The 15,853-nt window shown below is 50.8% G+C and carries 15 protein-coding genes; 8 read left to right on the top strand and 7 right to left on the bottom strand.

The window, feature by feature from the left end:
* Positions 1-6: 6 nt before the first annotated feature.
* The 7 genes from AC13D2_RS03635 (at position 7) to AC13D2_RS03605 (ending at position 8,633) form a co-directional block, all read left to right on the top strand.
* On the top strand, positions 7-2,031 hold the full coding sequence (locus AC13D2_RS03635; protein ID WP_300499494.1) for a glycosyltransferase: 2,025 nt from the start codon (positions 7-9) through the stop codon (positions 2,029-2,031).
* A 106-nt stretch (positions 2,032-2,137) separates the two neighbouring features.
* Positions 2,138-3,427, top strand: coding sequence for an O-antigen ligase family protein (locus tag AC13D2_RS03630; RefSeq protein WP_292046917.1), 1,290 nt, complete (start codon positions 2,138-2,140; stop codon positions 3,425-3,427).
* 327 nt (positions 3,428-3,754) lie between these two features.
* Positions 3,755-4,135, top strand: a complete 381-nt coding sequence (locus AC13D2_RS03625; protein ID WP_292046916.1) for a GtrA family protein — start codon at positions 3,755-3,757, stop codon at positions 4,133-4,135.
* Positions 4,128-5,156: a glycosyltransferase family 2 protein gene (locus tag AC13D2_RS03620; protein ID WP_292046915.1), complete on the top strand. Its 1,029-nt coding sequence runs from the start codon at positions 4,128-4,130 to the stop codon at positions 5,154-5,156. The genes AC13D2_RS03625 and AC13D2_RS03620 overlap by 8 nt, the downstream gene beginning before the upstream one ends.
* On the top strand, positions 5,140-6,636 hold the full coding sequence (locus AC13D2_RS03615) for an ArnT family glycosyltransferase (RefSeq protein ID WP_292046913.1): 1,497 nt from the start codon (positions 5,140-5,142) through the stop codon (positions 6,634-6,636). Before AC13D2_RS03620 ends, AC13D2_RS03615 begins: the two co-directional genes overlap by 17 nt.
* Positions 6,590-7,327, top strand: a complete 738-nt coding sequence (locus AC13D2_RS03610; RefSeq protein ID WP_292046911.1) for a response regulator transcription factor — start codon at positions 6,590-6,592, stop codon at positions 7,325-7,327. The genes AC13D2_RS03615 and AC13D2_RS03610 overlap by 47 nt, the downstream gene beginning before the upstream one ends.
* The gene (locus AC13D2_RS03605; protein WP_292046910.1) at positions 7,317-8,633 is read left to right on the top strand and encodes a sensor histidine kinase; all 1,317 of its coding nucleotides are present in this window, start codon (positions 7,317-7,319) and stop codon (positions 8,631-8,633) included. The genes AC13D2_RS03610 and AC13D2_RS03605 overlap by 11 nt, the downstream gene beginning before the upstream one ends.
* A 123-nt stretch (positions 8,634-8,756) precedes the next feature.
* Here AC13D2_RS03605 and AC13D2_RS03600 read toward each other — a convergent pair whose 3' ends face one another.
* From AC13D2_RS03600 to AC13D2_RS03580, 5 genes are all read right to left on the bottom strand, one after another.
* Positions 8,757-9,443: a glycosyltransferase family 32 protein gene (locus AC13D2_RS03600; protein ID WP_292046908.1), complete on the bottom strand. Its 687-nt coding sequence runs from the start codon at positions 9,441-9,443 to the stop codon at positions 8,757-8,759.
* Positions 9,444-9,485: 42 nt separating this feature from the next.
* Positions 9,486-10,241: a glycosyltransferase family 25 protein gene (locus tag AC13D2_RS03595; protein WP_292046906.1), complete on the bottom strand. Its 756-nt coding sequence runs from the start codon at positions 10,239-10,241 to the stop codon at positions 9,486-9,488.
* Between the two features lie 27 nt (positions 10,242-10,268).
* A complete protein-coding gene (locus tag AC13D2_RS03590; RefSeq protein ID WP_300499724.1) occupies positions 10,269-11,171 on the bottom strand; it encodes a CDP-glycerol glycerophosphotransferase family protein in 903 nt (300 codons plus the stop codon).
* Between the two features lie 168 nt (positions 11,172-11,339).
* A complete protein-coding gene (locus AC13D2_RS03585) occupies positions 11,340-12,458 on the bottom strand; it encodes a glycosyltransferase family 4 protein (RefSeq protein WP_292046903.1) in 1,119 nt (372 codons plus the stop codon).
* The gene (locus AC13D2_RS03580) at positions 12,455-13,171 is read right to left on the bottom strand and encodes a 3-deoxy-D-manno-octulosonic acid kinase (protein ID WP_292046902.1); all 717 of its coding nucleotides are present in this window, start codon (positions 13,169-13,171) and stop codon (positions 12,455-12,457) included. The genes AC13D2_RS03585 and AC13D2_RS03580 overlap by 4 nt, the downstream gene beginning before the upstream one ends.
* Positions 13,172-13,326: 155 nt before the next feature.
* Between AC13D2_RS03580 and AC13D2_RS03575 the strand changes: the two genes are divergently transcribed.
* Positions 13,327-14,355 (top strand): glycosyltransferase family 9 protein, encoded by a 1,029-nt coding sequence (locus tag AC13D2_RS03575; RefSeq protein WP_292046940.1) that lies wholly within the window; start codon positions 13,327-13,329, stop codon positions 14,353-14,355.
* Between the two features lie 63 nt (positions 14,356-14,418).
* On the opposite strand, the gene AC13D2_RS03570 is transcribed toward AC13D2_RS03575, so the two are convergent.
* Together AC13D2_RS03570 and AC13D2_RS03565 are read right to left on the bottom strand one after the other, a co-directional pair.
* Positions 14,419-14,823 (bottom strand): DUF6165 family protein, encoded by a 405-nt coding sequence (locus AC13D2_RS03570; protein WP_292046901.1) that lies wholly within the window; start codon positions 14,821-14,823, stop codon positions 14,419-14,421.
* Between the two features lie 37 nt (positions 14,824-14,860).
* Positions 14,861-15,787 carry a branched-chain amino acid transaminase gene (locus AC13D2_RS03565; RefSeq protein WP_199448534.1) on the bottom strand — a complete coding sequence of 309 codons (927 nt, stop codon included), beginning with the start codon at positions 15,785-15,787 and terminating at the stop codon, positions 14,861-14,863.
* Positions 15,788-15,853 lie beyond the last annotated feature (66 nt).

Here is a 15,853-nt window from a genome sequence, read left to right as displayed (position 1 = left end):
TCGACTATGGCTAACATAAATACTAATTCGCACACCCACCGTCTTGTTGCACTGCTGCTGATGATCGGCCTTGGGGGCGCGCTTATCTCGTCAAGTGTGCTCTCGGCAGCAACTTTGATGCTTGCCAGTGTCGGCATTGCTCTCTTGGCACGCAAATCACTCCTGAAAGCAGGCTGGGAGCCCCCAAGAGAACTGCGCTTAATCCACTTCGCTTTCTGGTTTTTCGTCTTTGTCAGCGCTTACTCATGGATTGTTGAAGGGTTCGATTATGAAGGTGGTAAAACACTCGGCACACACGCTCGCTTTATTTTGTTCTGGCCACTCATTATCGCTCTAAGCCATGTTCAGCTGCGCGCTACCGCTGTGTTTACGGCCATCGGATTAATTTCCCTGTCCGCTATCGGTGTACTAGCTATTGAGCTGCAGACAGGTGCGGCATCGCCCATCGACCTTCAGAGCTCACGGTTTGGGGGCGGCATCAACCCAATCAGTTTCGGCAACATTGCGCTTTTGGGAGGTATGCTCACCCTGGTAAGCGGATTGTTTTTCCTGCGCAACAAAAAACGATTCCTGGCGATGCTCTTTATCGCGGGGAGCGCCTCAGCCGTGCTGATTTCCCTGCTATCCGAAACCCGCAGCAACCTCTTGGCGCTACCTTTTCTGTTTCTCACTGTTATTCCATTACTTGGTCGAAAGCTCCAACTAGCAACTATCTTACTTATTCCAATCTTGACCCTCAGCGCAGTTTTTTCATCTGATCGGGCGCCGCAATCAATCGACGCTGCACTAAATCAGAGTGGCCTCGACTCGGGAATCGAACTCCGCTTGGAGCTTTGGAGCCATGCCTGGCATATGTTTGCTGAAAACCCCTGGACGGGCGCTGGGCTGGGCGGATTTAGCCATGCCATGAGGTCTGCGGTTGAAAGCGGTACGGCATCGCCAGCCCTTCTGGACTGCTGTGTTGGTCATGCTCACAATGATCTGCTCAATAATGCCGCGACGAGCGGCATTCCCGGCGTCCTAAGCTGGACCTTTCTGATCTTTATTCCTTTGGTAATATTCGGCCAACACCTGCGTAGCAACCACTTCCCGGCCGCGCACGTTGCTGCGGCCGGCACCATGGTCACGGTGGGCTACTTTTTCTTTGGGCTAACGGAAGCCACCTTTAATCGCAGCCTGTTTCTGACTTTCTATCTATTGATCATTTCAGCACTGGCGGCCACTCTTATTCATGAATTAAAGGCGTCATACGTTCGCAAGCGCAGGTGTCGGGTATCCACAACCGTCATCACCATGAATGAGGAGGACCACATCGCGGACTGCCTGGCGTCAGCCAGAAAGGTCTCCGATGAAATAATTGTGCTGGACAGTGGCAGCTCCGATCGCACTGTAGAGATTGCACAGCAATATGCCGACATTGTTGAAACCACCGACTGGCCAGGCTTCGGCGTACAGAAACAGAGAGCTCTTGAGAGGGCAACGGGCGATTGGGTGTTGTCTCTGGATGCCGACGAACGCATTACTGAAGAGTTGGCCCGCGAAATAAATCACCGTTTGGCCAACCCGGATGCCGATGCTTATAAACTTCCCTGGGCCGTTACGATCTATGGGAAAAGACTGGACTTCGGTCGCAGCGGGCGCGCTCCTCTGCGCCTTTTTCGCCGTGAAGGCGTATCCTTTTCCGATGCGTTGGTCCATGAGCGGATACTTATCCCTGAAGGCCGCAGCATAAAAACACTCCGAGGACGACTCACCCATTACACCCATCGTGACTTTGGGCATTCTCTGGAAAAGAGCGCGAAATACGCGTGGCTGGGATCCAGGGAAAAACACCGTCGCGGCAAAAGAACTCGCACAATGGTTTATCCGACCCTAAGGGCGATAATGACGTTCATACAGGTCTACTTTATCCGTTTTGGTTTTCTCGATGGCTCTGTGGGGTACCTAACGGCGGTCACCTATGCACAGGTGACGTTTAATAAATACGCCGGCCTCTGGACACTGGGCCGAAACAAACACCCTGTCGAATAGCTATCGTCTTCACATAGTAAAAAATCTGTACTGATTGAGCTCGGCTGCGCTGCCAACGCAGCTGAAAATCACTCAGTTCGGCACACTCATAATCAAAGGTGAGTCTTTGTCATCCAGACTTGAAAGCATTGTGGCCAGTCAACGTTTCAGCCAATTGATGGTGGCCACTATCATCGGTTTCGTGCTGTTCAAACGATTCTATCGGGATATCGGTGACGCCTTCTTTATCATCACCTTTATTGGCACCTTGTTATCCATTTTCTGTAATTTCGAGAAGATTAAAAAAGACCCGATATACATCGCATTTTTTGTCTCCATTGCCATTCCCCTGTTGAGCTGGATCAACAGCATCATTGCCATCCCCGATCTGGCGATGCCAAAACCGTCACCGTTTTTCTTCTACAGCTTTTTCATTTTTTGGTTTATCGCCTATTGGACGAGAGGAAATACCAACATAATCGCTGGAATCCTGATCGCTTATTGCTTGAGCGCGCTGGGAATCTTTGTCAGCAACTCGAGTGATTTTTTCGGGGAAATATACGCCGGAATTTCCGGTTCCCGTATTGATTTTAATGTGGTCAATGCTCAGCACACCTCGTTATTTTCAGGATTTGGTTTAATTGCATCCATTTTTTTGCTCCTTGCCAGAACGACAACCTCAAAACACCTGAAACTACTAAAATCATCGCTCGCCATCGTTTTTTTCCTGTTTTTCCTTCTGATTACCGTTATCACCCAGTCGCGCCAGGTTTGGCTTTCCTTGCTCTTGTGTTTTCTAGCGGCCCCTTTAACCCTGAAACTCCTGCCACAGTCACGTATCTCAACAAAAGCTGTGGTGCTTTCTTATATCGCTTTGTTTTTTGTACTGATGGCGCTGTCAACATCACAAATCGTCTCCAAAAGGATCAACGCTGAAACTGACAACATAAAAAATGCGGCAACGTTGGACATAGAATCTATTCCTAACAGTGGCAGTGTCGGTATAAGGATTAACCTGTGGATCGAAGCCTGGCAGTGGTTCAAAATGCGGCCACTACTCGGCAGCGGCGAAAATGCCAGAGAGTTGGTTATCTCTGAATCTGACAATTTTTCAGACACAATGAAATCCCATTTTAGCCACCTTCACAACTCTCACGTCGAGAGCCTGGTCAGCTTTGGGTTGGTAGGTACTGTGTTTATTTATTTTCTGATCTTTTTCCCCGTGATCAGGGTTTCAAAGAGTCCCAGAAGCGTCACTGGCAATACATGGCGCATATTCGCAACAACGACGGCGATATTCTGGATGACCGTCAACTGTTTTGAGTCATTTTTCTTCTCCTGGAACGGCATATATGTCTTTTCGGTGTTCTACGGCATTATCTATAGTTTCCAATTCAAAAAACCCGCCCTCGTGTAAGCATCCCCTAAAATCGCTGTTTGAAGCAGATGTACGCCGAGCTAAAGGCCTGCATTATGAGCTTCTGAAAGGGAGTGATCAGAAAAAGCTGTAAAGCTGGCTATTCGACATAACTTGGTGCATTTCCTGAACGACCTAGCACCTTGGGTGCTATCCGGCGAATCAACATTCGTCCGCCACGTAATTTAATCGTGTTTACAGCATTTCGAAACGCAAGGTTGAGATTTGACATTTTCTTGATGAATCCTTCAACAAACTCTGACTACTCCCTCAGTACCCTGTGCGGAACACTCCAAAAGCTTCGATTGCAAAGGTGTTTCGAGCGGGATGAAAAAAGTTCCTTTCACAAGAATTAGCGGATTTATTGCAGCTGGAGGAATGGCAACCCTTTTTCACTGGGCTGCCATGTCCGGTTTGGTTTTGCTCGGGATGAGCCCGGTCACCGCTACCTTCTCTGGGAGTGTCATTGGAGCTGTTACCAATTACGGATTGCAACGGACGCTGGCCTTTCCAAATTCCCGGCCACATATTGAGGCTATATGGCGATATGTTTTTTCCTGCTCGCTTGCATCTCTTCTGAATGTTCTGATTTTTTTCGTGTTGCAACAACTGTGTGAAGTTCCCATTGCGCCTGCACAGGTTCTGACCACCGTCATGGTCGCCGCATTTAACTACGTCGTATACCAAAGGCTGGTATTTCATGAATAAACCTCTTAGTGCTTCTAACGCCTCCAACGAATTAGCCCTGCTTTCGCTGGTGGTTCCGGTTTTCAATGAACGATCAATGCTTCCTATATTCTTCGATCATGTCTTGCCAATTCTCGCGAGTCTGGACATGCGATCAGAAATCATATTGGTGGACGATGGCAGTGAAGATGGCGGTGCCGAATTCATAAAGACAGTCATCAAAAAAGAGCCGAGCATCCGGCTTGTTAAACTGAGTCGCAATTTTGGTAAAGAAGCAGCGGTGACAGCCGGACTGGAGAATACAAGAGGCAATGCCGTAATCGTTCTGGATGCCGATCTCCAGGATCCGCCTGAGCATATCCCAGAGATGGTCGGGGCCTGGAAGTCAGGTTTTGATGTTGTTTTGATGCAGCGCAGATCACGGGTAGGAGAGAGCTTTTTCAAGCGCTTGAGTGCCCACCTGTTTTATCGATTACTGAATCGGACCAGTCGAACTGAGATACCGGTCGATACAGGCGACTTCCGATTGATGAGCAGACGGGCAGTGGATGCTCTTCTTCGGCTCAAGGAGCGCAACCGGTATATGAAGGGTCTCTTCGCGTGGGTTGGCATGCCTACAACTATCATCAAGTACGACAGAGCGCCCAGGGCCGCTGGCCAGAGCAAATGGGATTATCCGGGTCTGGTTGGCCTGGCTCTGGAAGGGCTGACCTCTTTTTCTGTTTCACCACTCAGATGGGCAACGCTTGCAGGTTTGATAGCTGCCTCCGTCGGCGGCTTGTTTGGTGCTTGGATCGTACTAAAAGCAATACTGCTTGGCGATCCGACCGACGGTTACCCTTCCTTGATCGCAATTGTCAGTTTTCTTGGAGGTGTGCAGTTGTTGAGCGTCGGTATCGTCGGTGAGTACGTAGGCAAGACCTACATAGAAACAAAACAGCGCCCCCTCTACCTGACCGAAGAAGTGGTCGAAAACCGTGAGGTGCGTAACCGGGACGAAGTAAATACCTTCAGAGGCGTCAAGAATGTTAAAGCGATTTGAGCCTTGGTTCTGGGTAGTGGCCGCAATATTGTTGAGTCGCTTTATCGGGATGATACTGTTTCCTTTTGTGGACACAACGGAGCCTCGATATGCCGAGATCGCCCGTTTGATGGTTGAAACCGGAGACTGGATTACTCCTTGGTTCGAACCTGGCGTTCCGTTCTGGGGAAAACCCCCACTGTCATTTTGGGCTCAGGCGGCTTCTCTGAAGATATTCGGGCCGTCTGAATTCTCTCTTCGACTACCTGCCTGGATTGCCTCTGTTGGAATCATCTGGTTGACCTGGCGTTTTGCAAAGCATACGCAGGGCGTTGCGGTCGCTCGATGGTCTGCTCTCGTCCTTTCCACTATGGCACTAACATACATCAGTGCCGGTGCCGTAATGACCGATACCTTTCTGGTGTTCGGAACGACCCTCTCGCTTTTGAGCTTCTGGTTTGTGATTTCTGGGCAACCGGCTTTTTGGCGCTGGTGGTTTTTCGTAGGCCTGGCGATTGGATTGTTGGCAAAGGGGCCACTGGCTGTCGTGCTGACCGTTGCACCTCTAGCAATTTGGGCCGCTGTCTTTAGACAGCAACTGGAACCCTTAAAGAGAATGCCCTGGGTTCTCGGATCGCTGTTGACCGTCACAATTGCTGCACCGTGGTACTTTCTTGCAGAGCTAAAAACTCCGGGATTCCTAAATTACTTTATTATTGGTGAGCACTTTAGCCGCTTTCTGGATCCTGGATGGGCGGGCGATTTGTATGGCAGCGCTCATGACCGACCCAAAGGAATGATTTGGGTATTCTGGCTTTGGGCGTCATTTCCCTGGGGACTTATTGGTCTGGTTGGCTTTGGTGTTGCGGCGACACGTGGCCAGGCAAGAGATATTGTCACGAGCGTCACTCAGGATGCCCCAACGCTGTATCTATTGTTTTGTGCAATTACGCCAATGATGTTCTTCACCCTGGCAGGCAATACACTTTGGACGTACATACTTCCCTCTCTGCCGTTCTCTGCAATCCTTATTGCTGGGTGGGTGTCGCACCTCAATATCCAGCCCTGGTCACGGGTCAGGTCAAGCGCGGTATTTCTGGCTCCTGTGCTCATTACCGTTTTCGTGTTCTTTGGGGAGAGCGGAATAGTGCCGCTTAAAACCGAGAAGCAACTGATACGCCGCTATGAGAGCATCCAGCAGGAGGGAGACAGCCCCATCCTCTACGTTGGGAAGATGCCATTTTCTGCACGCTTTTATTCATCTGGCGAAGCTGTTGAAACGACACAGACAGAGATCGACCGTGCCATAAAAGATCACGAATACACGAGAGTCTTTACTGCAATACCAAAGAATGCGGTCGATGAAGTCCTTGATCAGCACTCAACTAAGGCTCGAAAGGTGGGAGAGAACCTAAGATACCAGCTATTTTCTGTCGATCCTCAACCGAGTAAGAGTGAAAGTAGCGCTATGCGTCAACCAACAAACTCAAAGAACGGTTAATGTCGATATGTTGAAACTATTAATCGTCGAAGACCAGGTCAACCTGGCAGAGAATATTTTCGAATATTTAAGCGGGGACCATTATGCGCTGGATTATGCGGCAGATGGGCTGACGGCATTACACCTTGTGGCAACTCAGGCCTATGATGTTGTCATACTTGATCTGATGCTTCCGGGTGTGAACGGTTTCGAGATTGCCAGAAGAATCCGCGAGGATCTGCAATGCCCAACTCCTGTCATTATGATGACGGCACTTGGCGACATTAATGACAAGGAAAAAGGGTTTGATTCCGGCGCGGACGACTATCTGGTCAAGCCCTTCGAACTGAAAGAACTTAAATTACGAATTGAGGCTCTTCATCGCAGGCACGCTCCTCAAAAGCCAATACTGAAGGCGGGAGATATTGTATTCAATCCGGGGACACTGGAAGTCGAGTTTCATGGTTTGAAGGCAGAGGTTTCAGGAACACCCGCCAGGTTATTTGAACTGCTCGTCCGCGCGTATCCAAGCTTTCTAAGCCATCAAGCTCTGTGCGACGCCCTTTGGGGCGCGGATGATGATTTTGAGGGGAAAAGTCTGAGAACTCACATATACATTCTCAGGAAATCTCTGAAGGAAAAACTGGGTCAGGGGATGGTAAAGACCGTTCACGGACGTGGATACAGACTGGAACCACCGAATGCTGAATGAGAAAACATCAGTGAAGCCTTCGGTGGCTGCGCGCCTGGCTCGAACCATTTTCATTCTGATCTCGGCGGCGACCGCAACTGCAATGTTTGCCGTTGACTTTTTTATCGATGATGCAGATGACACCATCCTTAATCTGGAGTTGAAGGAAGACGCGGAATTTTTCAAAGAACAGCTGGAAGCGGGAACTTTCCGTCCAATAAAAACGCCCAGGCTTGACGTTTTCTTTCTCCCGGCAGGTGAGTCAGAATCCCTACTTCCTCTCTACTTTCAAGACCTCACGCTGCCCTACGCAGATGAATTTGAGGAAAATGGTGTTACCAAGCAGGTCTATGCCAAAGAGCTAGAAGATCCCGCTGGCCGCCTCTTTTTGGCTCAAGACACGACCACCTTGGAGAGCAGGCAGGGGCTTATTCAATGGACTCTCATCGGCATTACCTGCGTTATGTTTCTTGCGGCGTTTTTCTTTTCGCGAGCTTCTGCAAACTATCTTGTCCGGCCTCTTAAAAGGTTGACCCATGAAATCCAAAGCATTGAACCATCGAAGAGTATGCGTCGATGCCACAGTGAATATCGCGACCGGGAGTTTGCCGATATTGCACATATATTCAATCGGTTCCTTTCAGAGCTTGAGAGCCACATCGAGAGGGAACGCTCTTTTGTAAAGCTTGCAAGTCATGAGCTTCGAACTCCCTTAGCCGTCATTTCTGGAGCCCTTGAAGTGATCGGCCAACGAGGAGGCCTCTCGGCAGCGAACCAGATAACGATTAACCGAATTCGCACAACAACCAACGCGATGAAGGATGACATCGAAGTTCTTCTCGCGCTTGCCCGAAGCGAGGATCGTGAAGAGCCAATTCAGAGATTCTCGGTTCAACAACTCGCCAAGGATCTGATCGCCGATCTGGAGCATGGCACACCCGAGTTTCAGGGAAGAGTGACGCTATCCTGTGAAGAAGTGGGGGCTATCGTTGCGAGCCCATCATTGGTCCGAATGCTTTTACGGAATCTGATTCAGAATGCGCTTCGCCACACACGCTCGAACGTTGAGCTGACCGTGAAAAACGGGGAAATCGTAGTACGGGATTTTGGCGCGGGGCTGTCCGCTGAAAATATGAAGACTTTGTCTGGAGCTGATCAGCGTCTGTTCGACACCAAGCAAGTCGGTAATTTCAGGAACTCAACGTTTGGGTTGCTGGTTGTTCGATTGGTAGCGGATCGTCTTGGGTGGAGTCTTGAACTTGTGCAATCTAATCACCAAGGGACGGAGTTTCGTATCCATACACAGGGATCATTGCCTCATGATTAAATTAATAATCAGGCACTTAATGCGCAGTGAATTAACAGCCTCAGATTCGATTAAACCAGCGCCAAATGTGTTGGCAAAATCCTCGCATCTGAACATCTGTACTTCTGGGCTCGAAAGATTACCTTAAGATCGACCTCGAAAGAAATATTTCTGCCAGGTATAAAGCCGTCCCCAAAAACCGAGATGCTTCGATTTTAAAAATCCAATTCCAGGAGCACGCCCCCAACTATGCTGAAACCAGTGGATTAAATAACTGTTGTCTGGAGCAACAAATTTCATAGGCTCCTGTTGATAGCCATAGAAATATTCCACTGGATAGAGCTTACAACACTCAATCTCTTGCAGCCCTTTATCAATCAGTAGACTGGTCACTATTTGGGGGCCAATATACAATGGCGACTCCCATATCGAGCTTTCATAAAAATCAATCAGCGCTGCCAGGATCCTGGAATTCTTTTCCGCATATATCGACGCGGTTCCGAGGAAATCCTCGTTTTCATAACCAACGGAAAACTGCACGCCGAAAAAAAGCGGAAACGGATTTTTCCGAATGGTAACGTCGGTATCAAGGTAGAGGCCACCTTCACTCTGAAGGATTTTCAGCCTTAGATAGTCGGATACGAATGCATACAGCTTTTTTTGGTAGCACATCTTTGCAAATACGCATGAGTCGATCCATTCGTTGATCGCCTTGTCGGATTCTGTCCAAAGCCTGAACTCGTAACCCTGCTTTGACCAATCATCAATACAGGCATGGGCCAAAGGCGGCATTCGGCGCCCCAACCAAACGGCATGTATTGTTTTATTCATCACCCCTACCTGACAGCCCTACTCGAATTCCCATATCGCCCTCTACTTTGACCCAAATTTTCTATTGTAGACATACCGTTGAATCCGCTCACCCAGAGTAAACAGCTCTCTGAGAATTGTGACCACGATGGATCTGCGATGTGTTTTTTCGGCGTAACCGATCATCGATTCAAATCGATGATCGTGAAAAACAAAGCCCGGCTCAACGCCGCAGCACAGCACCTTATTTGACCAGTACCGGTCCATATAGATATCAACCGACAGGAAAACCGGTCTCATCGACTCTAGAAATTTTTCTGCGGCGCCTGGGGTTAAGTAATACCCCATAGTGCTCATAGGCCCTTTGGTATAACGAAGCAATCGAAATCCTTTCAACTGAGCGTATTCAAATGCCTTGTGATTCCGTGTTTTGTTTTCGAACAACCTGACACAACCAGCTTCTTGAGGCAGTTCCGCAATATTCTCTAAAAAAATCTTGAATAAACCCTCATCAAACGTGACATCGTCTTCCAGAATCACCAGGTTCTGATTGTCCTGAAGGCACTTTTGCCAGATTCTGTAATGGCTGGCAAAACAACCAAGCTGCCCCTGACTTAAAGGCGCACCTTTCACCTTCAGTCTTTTTTCCTCGTTGTAGAATGGCTCAATGGGGTTTGGATCGCGCTGGCCATCTACCCCCCAGAAAAATTCGAAAGGAATTCCGGCGCTGTCCAGGAGGGACTTGATGCGAGCTTGCCGGGCTTTTGCCCGTTTCAACGTGAGCACGATGACTTTAACTGGGCAGGTCCCATCCGACATAGATTCTATCCCTCTGACGTACAGGTATCAGCGCTCGCCCGACTTTCTCAGTTCCCGTTTGAGTCGCCGGCGCACTTTGATTTTCCGAAGGATATTTAATGGCTTTCGCTTAAGCCCATTCTTCCCGCCGGCAAAGAACTCATCAACCGCATCGATAACGCGAGCACTGGCATTGCCGTCACGGAACTCATGCAGATCATCGCACAGAGCTCTTGCTGCTGACATGAGCTCAGGGGGGCGAGCCATCGCAGTGTCCAGCGCTTGTTCGACGCGTTCAGGCGAGCTGACGTCAATCAGGTATGGGCCAGGCATTTTAGTGTTGAGCGTCACCACCGGTCGGTCCAGAAACATAAACTCGAACATGATCGAGGACGTGTCGCACAACATCACGTCCGCCTCTGGCAATATCGGCAGCAAGTCTTCGTGGCTCTCGACAAAACGAAGGTTTGGCCCTGCAAGCGACCGATACTGATCGGTAATCGCCGGATCCATCTTAGGGTGCAGTGTGACAATAAACCGCCAGCGATTACCTTGAGACAGGCCTGCGATGGTACTCAACAACTCAGGAGCTGCGGTCACGGAGCGGCTGAACGTGGACGCAAAGAAAACGACGGGGCGCTCGCCATCTTTCCGCAGACGCTCACCAGTGTGCCGATTATCGAACAACGGATCTAACTTGGGCCAGCCGGTTTTGGCAACCGAAAAATGCTTATACTGCCTTGCCAGCTCGCCAAACTTTTCGGTGTCTTTGCTTGCGTGAGTACAGTAGAGATCGAAAAAACCCCGAATCCGGTAATGATCACTTTCGTCCTCACTGCTGTGCCCTCTTTTGTTACGAGCCAAGCCGTGAAACACCTCAACTTTGATTCCGGGGAAGAAATACGGCACCCAGTCGCCCGGCACAAAAGTGGCACAGGCATCATATTCCATAACGTCTTTCACGGTTGTCAGACGGCGTTCACCCGGTAGCAGAGGCGCTGCAGAGCAGCCTGCCACAAACCAGGCGGCATCATCGCCCCGTTTGCGTATTTCTTCCTGTAGGGGCCGCAGAATGGAATATGAGTAAGGCTGATTAACAAATAAAAGATAACGACGCATTCAGAGTTTGCCCGCTAAAGCATTATAAAGCTCACCGGTCTGTTGGACAGTTTTCGAGGTATGGAAATCACTGGCTATCCGCTCTCTGGCGGTACGCCCTAACTGTTGTAACAGGCTGTCATCCCGATACAGGCGCTCTAGAGCACTCGCGAGGGCGTGTGAGCTTTTAGGGGCCACCACCAGCCCGCTGACTCCGTCCACGACAAGTTCAGGCATTCCGCCAACACTTGTTACAATCGGTGCGACACCATAAGCCATCGCTTCGATCACAGCCCGCGGCAGCCCCTCTCGCTCCTTGGAAGGCAAAACAAAGACACTGCTGGCTGCCGCGATGGCCGGCGCATCTCTGCGAAAGCCAGTGAAATGAATACGTGAGGAGCAATTAACCGACTCTGCCTGGGCCCGGAGTTCCTTGTTCTCAGCCATATCGCCCACAAGAATCAAGTGCGCCTCAATGTCATCAGGCAATTTGCTAAAGGCATCTATCAGAACATCATAGCCCTTGCGGGGAGAGTTACGACCGGTGCAGCAAACCACAAAGGCACCACTCGGTATATCAAACTCCCCCAAATCGGCAGGCTCATCTTGATACCACTCCAAATCATGCCCCTTGTAGATCCTTTGCAGCCGACTTTCCGGGAGGCGAAGGCCAAGTAGATTAATACCCGCCAGATAATCTTTGATTGCGTCGGCCACACAGACAATACGACTTACCCTCGGATGAAGGAAAGTAATCCAGGATTCCGGATTCAGGAAGCTGACATTCCCGATAATCCCACGATAGGCAACGATCTTGATCCCCGTTCCTTTCGAGGCTCGTAACCCACACGCCAGGGCGCGTGGATTATAAGCGTGAATAATGTCGTATTGCTTTTTGCCCAGTTGCGATTTGATGGCAGCCGTTCCGCCTTTATCAAACCGATTGGGCAGCGCCATTGGCTGCACAACCAATCCCTCATCCACCAGTCGCTGATAATTCCGCCCCTTCGGGTTACACATTACATCCACATCATATCCGGCTTTCTTCAGGCCAATGAATAGCTCGGTTTCAGGGCGATCACATGCGTCGGTCAGACAAAGGACAGCCGGCAGCGGCCCGGTTTTTTGCGTTTCACTCAAGCCTCTTGACTCCCATTATAACCGTTCATTAAAAAATACCAGGCGCGCTCCTGGGCATTCACGCCTGCCAGTTTCCGAAGAGACCGAGCCAACCGCTCGAGGTTGGCAGATTTCCAACGTGCCGACGCCAGTGACGGAACAATCCGTCCCTTATCGAAATCAATCAAGAAAAATTCCCCCTTGCGGACCAGAACGTTAAAACAGTTCAGGTCCGCGTGCTGTACGCCAGCATCGTGGAACCGGCGCAGATTCACGCCAAGATTCCTCCATCCGTTATCATCCAGTGATCCGATCAGGTCGGCTAGTGGCGTAGTGTCGTCAATCCGTTCGATAATAATCGATGCCTGGTAATGCAACGGCGAAACTTTCCGATACCACGCCGCCACTGGTTTGGGCACCGGCAGTTGCATCTCTGTTAGCCAGTTGAGCAGGCGAAATTCAGCAAATGAGCGAACATGTTGCTCTCCCAAAAACACATAAGATGACCGGGAAAACCTTGTCATTAATCCGCCGCGCAGGTATTTCCGCAGTACAATCTGGTGGCCGCCTGCGTCAACAAACCATGCGCCTCCACGCCCTCCGCTACTGACTGGACGGGCACGCTTTCCCCAGTATTCAGGACTGAACCAGGCCTCCGACACCTGATCACGATAATCCGGATGGAGAAGGAAGGCTGAGTGGTTATTCCGGACGCAAACTTCAGACTCGGCCATGCTCACCTTAATACAATTCAATAGCCAAAGAGACGGACTGCGGCTCGCCCTGAGACGGTAACCAGCGAGTAAGTTAGAATACACAGCAGTTTATCAATGAATGACACCAAAGCTCTACATACATGCCTTCTGCCCTGGAAACGGACCATAACTTGATTAACTCCATCTGTATATTGCGTCTATCCGCCATTGGCGACGTCACCCATGTCATTCCCGTGGTATTGAGCCTTCAGGAACAGGTACCAGGCGTTAAGATCACCTGGGTGATCGGCAAGATTGAAGCCAAGCTGATTGGTGATCTGCCCGGCGTCGAGTTCGTTATCTTCGACAAAAAAGCCGGTCGCAAAGGGTACGCTGATTTGCGCAACACCCTCAAAGACAGGAAATTTGACGCGTTACTCCACATGCAGGTGGCCTTCAGAGCCAATCTTGCGGCAGCGATGATTCCGGCCAGGGTGAAGGTTGGCTATGACAAGGCGCGCAGCAAAGACCTTCACAGTCTGTTTATTAACCGGAGAATTGCCCCCGCAGCACAACAGCACGTACGGGATTGCCTGGCGAGCTTCCTGGAGCCACTTGGCCTGGAACCCGCCGCACCAAAATGGGTCATCCCACTGACCTCTGAAGACCATGAGTTCGCTGGGCAACACCTCGCCGCGGACCGCAAAAACCTCGTAATCAGCCCCTGTGCCAGCCACACACTTCGCAATTGGCCTGCCGAGCGCTATGCACGTCTGGCGGATCACGCCATCCGCACCCACGGCATGAAAGTAATCCTGGTGGGCAGCCCCGCGCCTTTTGAGGCGGAATTTTGCACAGCGATAGAAAGCACTATGGAGGAGCAAGCGCACAATATCTGTGGTAAGGATACGCTGAAGCAGCTCACTGCCTTATTGCAAAGCGCCGACCTGGTCGTCGCACCGGACACCGGGCCGGCCCACATTGCCAGTTCAATAGGCACGGATGTATTGGGTATTTTCGCGGCCAGCAATCCCTATCGTTCCGGCCCCTACAATTCGCTGCTATGGTGCGTAAATCGATATCCGGAAGCGTTGAAGCAGTTTACCGGCAAGACCGTTGAGCAGGCTCGCTGGGGCGCCAAGGCGGAATTCGAGGGGGCTATGGAGATGGTGACAGTGGAGGACGTGACGGGGATGCTGGATCAGTGGGTTGCTCAGCACTGACGCCGTGCGCCCTCTCCCGCGAGGGGAGAGGGCATAACAACTCAAGTCGCCGAAAGCACCGTTTTACTTGGGGGCAGTGTAATCCTGGTAGGACTTTTCTTCTACAAATCGTGACCCCAGGGCCAGGTTCACGTCCTTCTTGATCGCAGCGCGTTTGTCATTGGTGACGTATACGGCACGAGCCAGTTCAATAAACTTTGCGCCGAAATCCTGAGCAGCTTCCTGATCACGAATGTCGTCTTCGATTTCCCAAAGCGCCTCGTTCACTTCTTTAAGTTGCTTGCGCAGATCTGCGATGGCTTCCTGATCCTGAACGGCTTCGTTCCAGGTGGCGCTCAGTTCGTCCAGCTCGAGCCGAACATTTTTGACCTTTTCCGCGTCTGCAATGCGTTCAGACTTGATCTCCAGAATGGTGATCTTATCCAGCACTTCGCCGAAGGAGACCGGCACTTTGATAACGTCTGCCATTTGCTCTTCCTGCAGGTGTTGTTAGTGGAACACGGCGTTAGCCGTTGACCGCTGTCAGCCAGTGTGAATGCGCAGCGCTCTTGCCCTTCACAGCATCGAAATACATACCCTGCAACTTTTCGGTCAGCGGGCCGCGCTTGCCAGCGCCAATCAAACGTCCATCCAGTTCGCGGATCGGCAGTACTTCGGCAGCGGTGCCGGTGAAGAAGGCTTCATCCGCAATATAGACCTCGTCCCGGGTGATACGGCGCTCTTTTACCGGAATGTTCAGCTCTTTCGCAAAATCCAGAATGGTCTGGCGGGTGATGCCTTCCAGGCAGGACGTCAGTTCCGGCGTATGCAGGACTCCGTCACGCATGATGAAGATGTTTTCGCCCGAGCCCTCAGCCACGTAGCCTTCGTTGTCCAGCAACAGGGCTTCTTCGCAGCCACTGGCAATGGCTTCGTTCAGGGCCAGCATGGAGTTGATGTAGTTACCATTGGCCTTGGCCTTACACATGGTGATGTTGACGTGATGCCGTGTGTAGGAGGAGGTGCGAACCTTGATGCCCAGCTCCTTTGCTTCCGGTGACATGTAGGATGGCCAGCTCCAGGCGGCGACCATGACATGAACCTTGAGGTTGTCGGCGCGCAGCCCCATACCTTCAGAGCCGAGAAATACCATCGGGCGCAGGTAGGCTTCGTCCAGGTTGTTTTCCCGCACTGCGGCAGTCTGTGCCGCATTCAACTCGTCCTTGCTGAACGGCATGGTCATGTTCAGGATATGGGCGGAGCGGAAAAGACGATTGGTGTGATCTTCCAGCCGAAAAATTGCAGCACCCTTTTCAGTGCTGTAGGCGCGGACACCCTCGAAACAACCCAGGCCGTAGTGCAGAGTGTGGGTCAGCACGTGAGTTTTGGCTTCCCGCCAGGGAACCATTTCACCATCCAGCCAGATCAGGCCATCGCGATCAGCCATCGACATTGTTTCTGCTCCTAAAGCGCTCTATTCGGAAAACCGGCATTCTAGCAGGAAAACTCGGGCTTACGA

Source organism: Marinobacter sp. B-12, from assembly GCF_056857915.1.
Note: the sequence above shows the minus strand (reverse complement) of the source record. Positions and strands in the feature narration are given on the sequence as shown.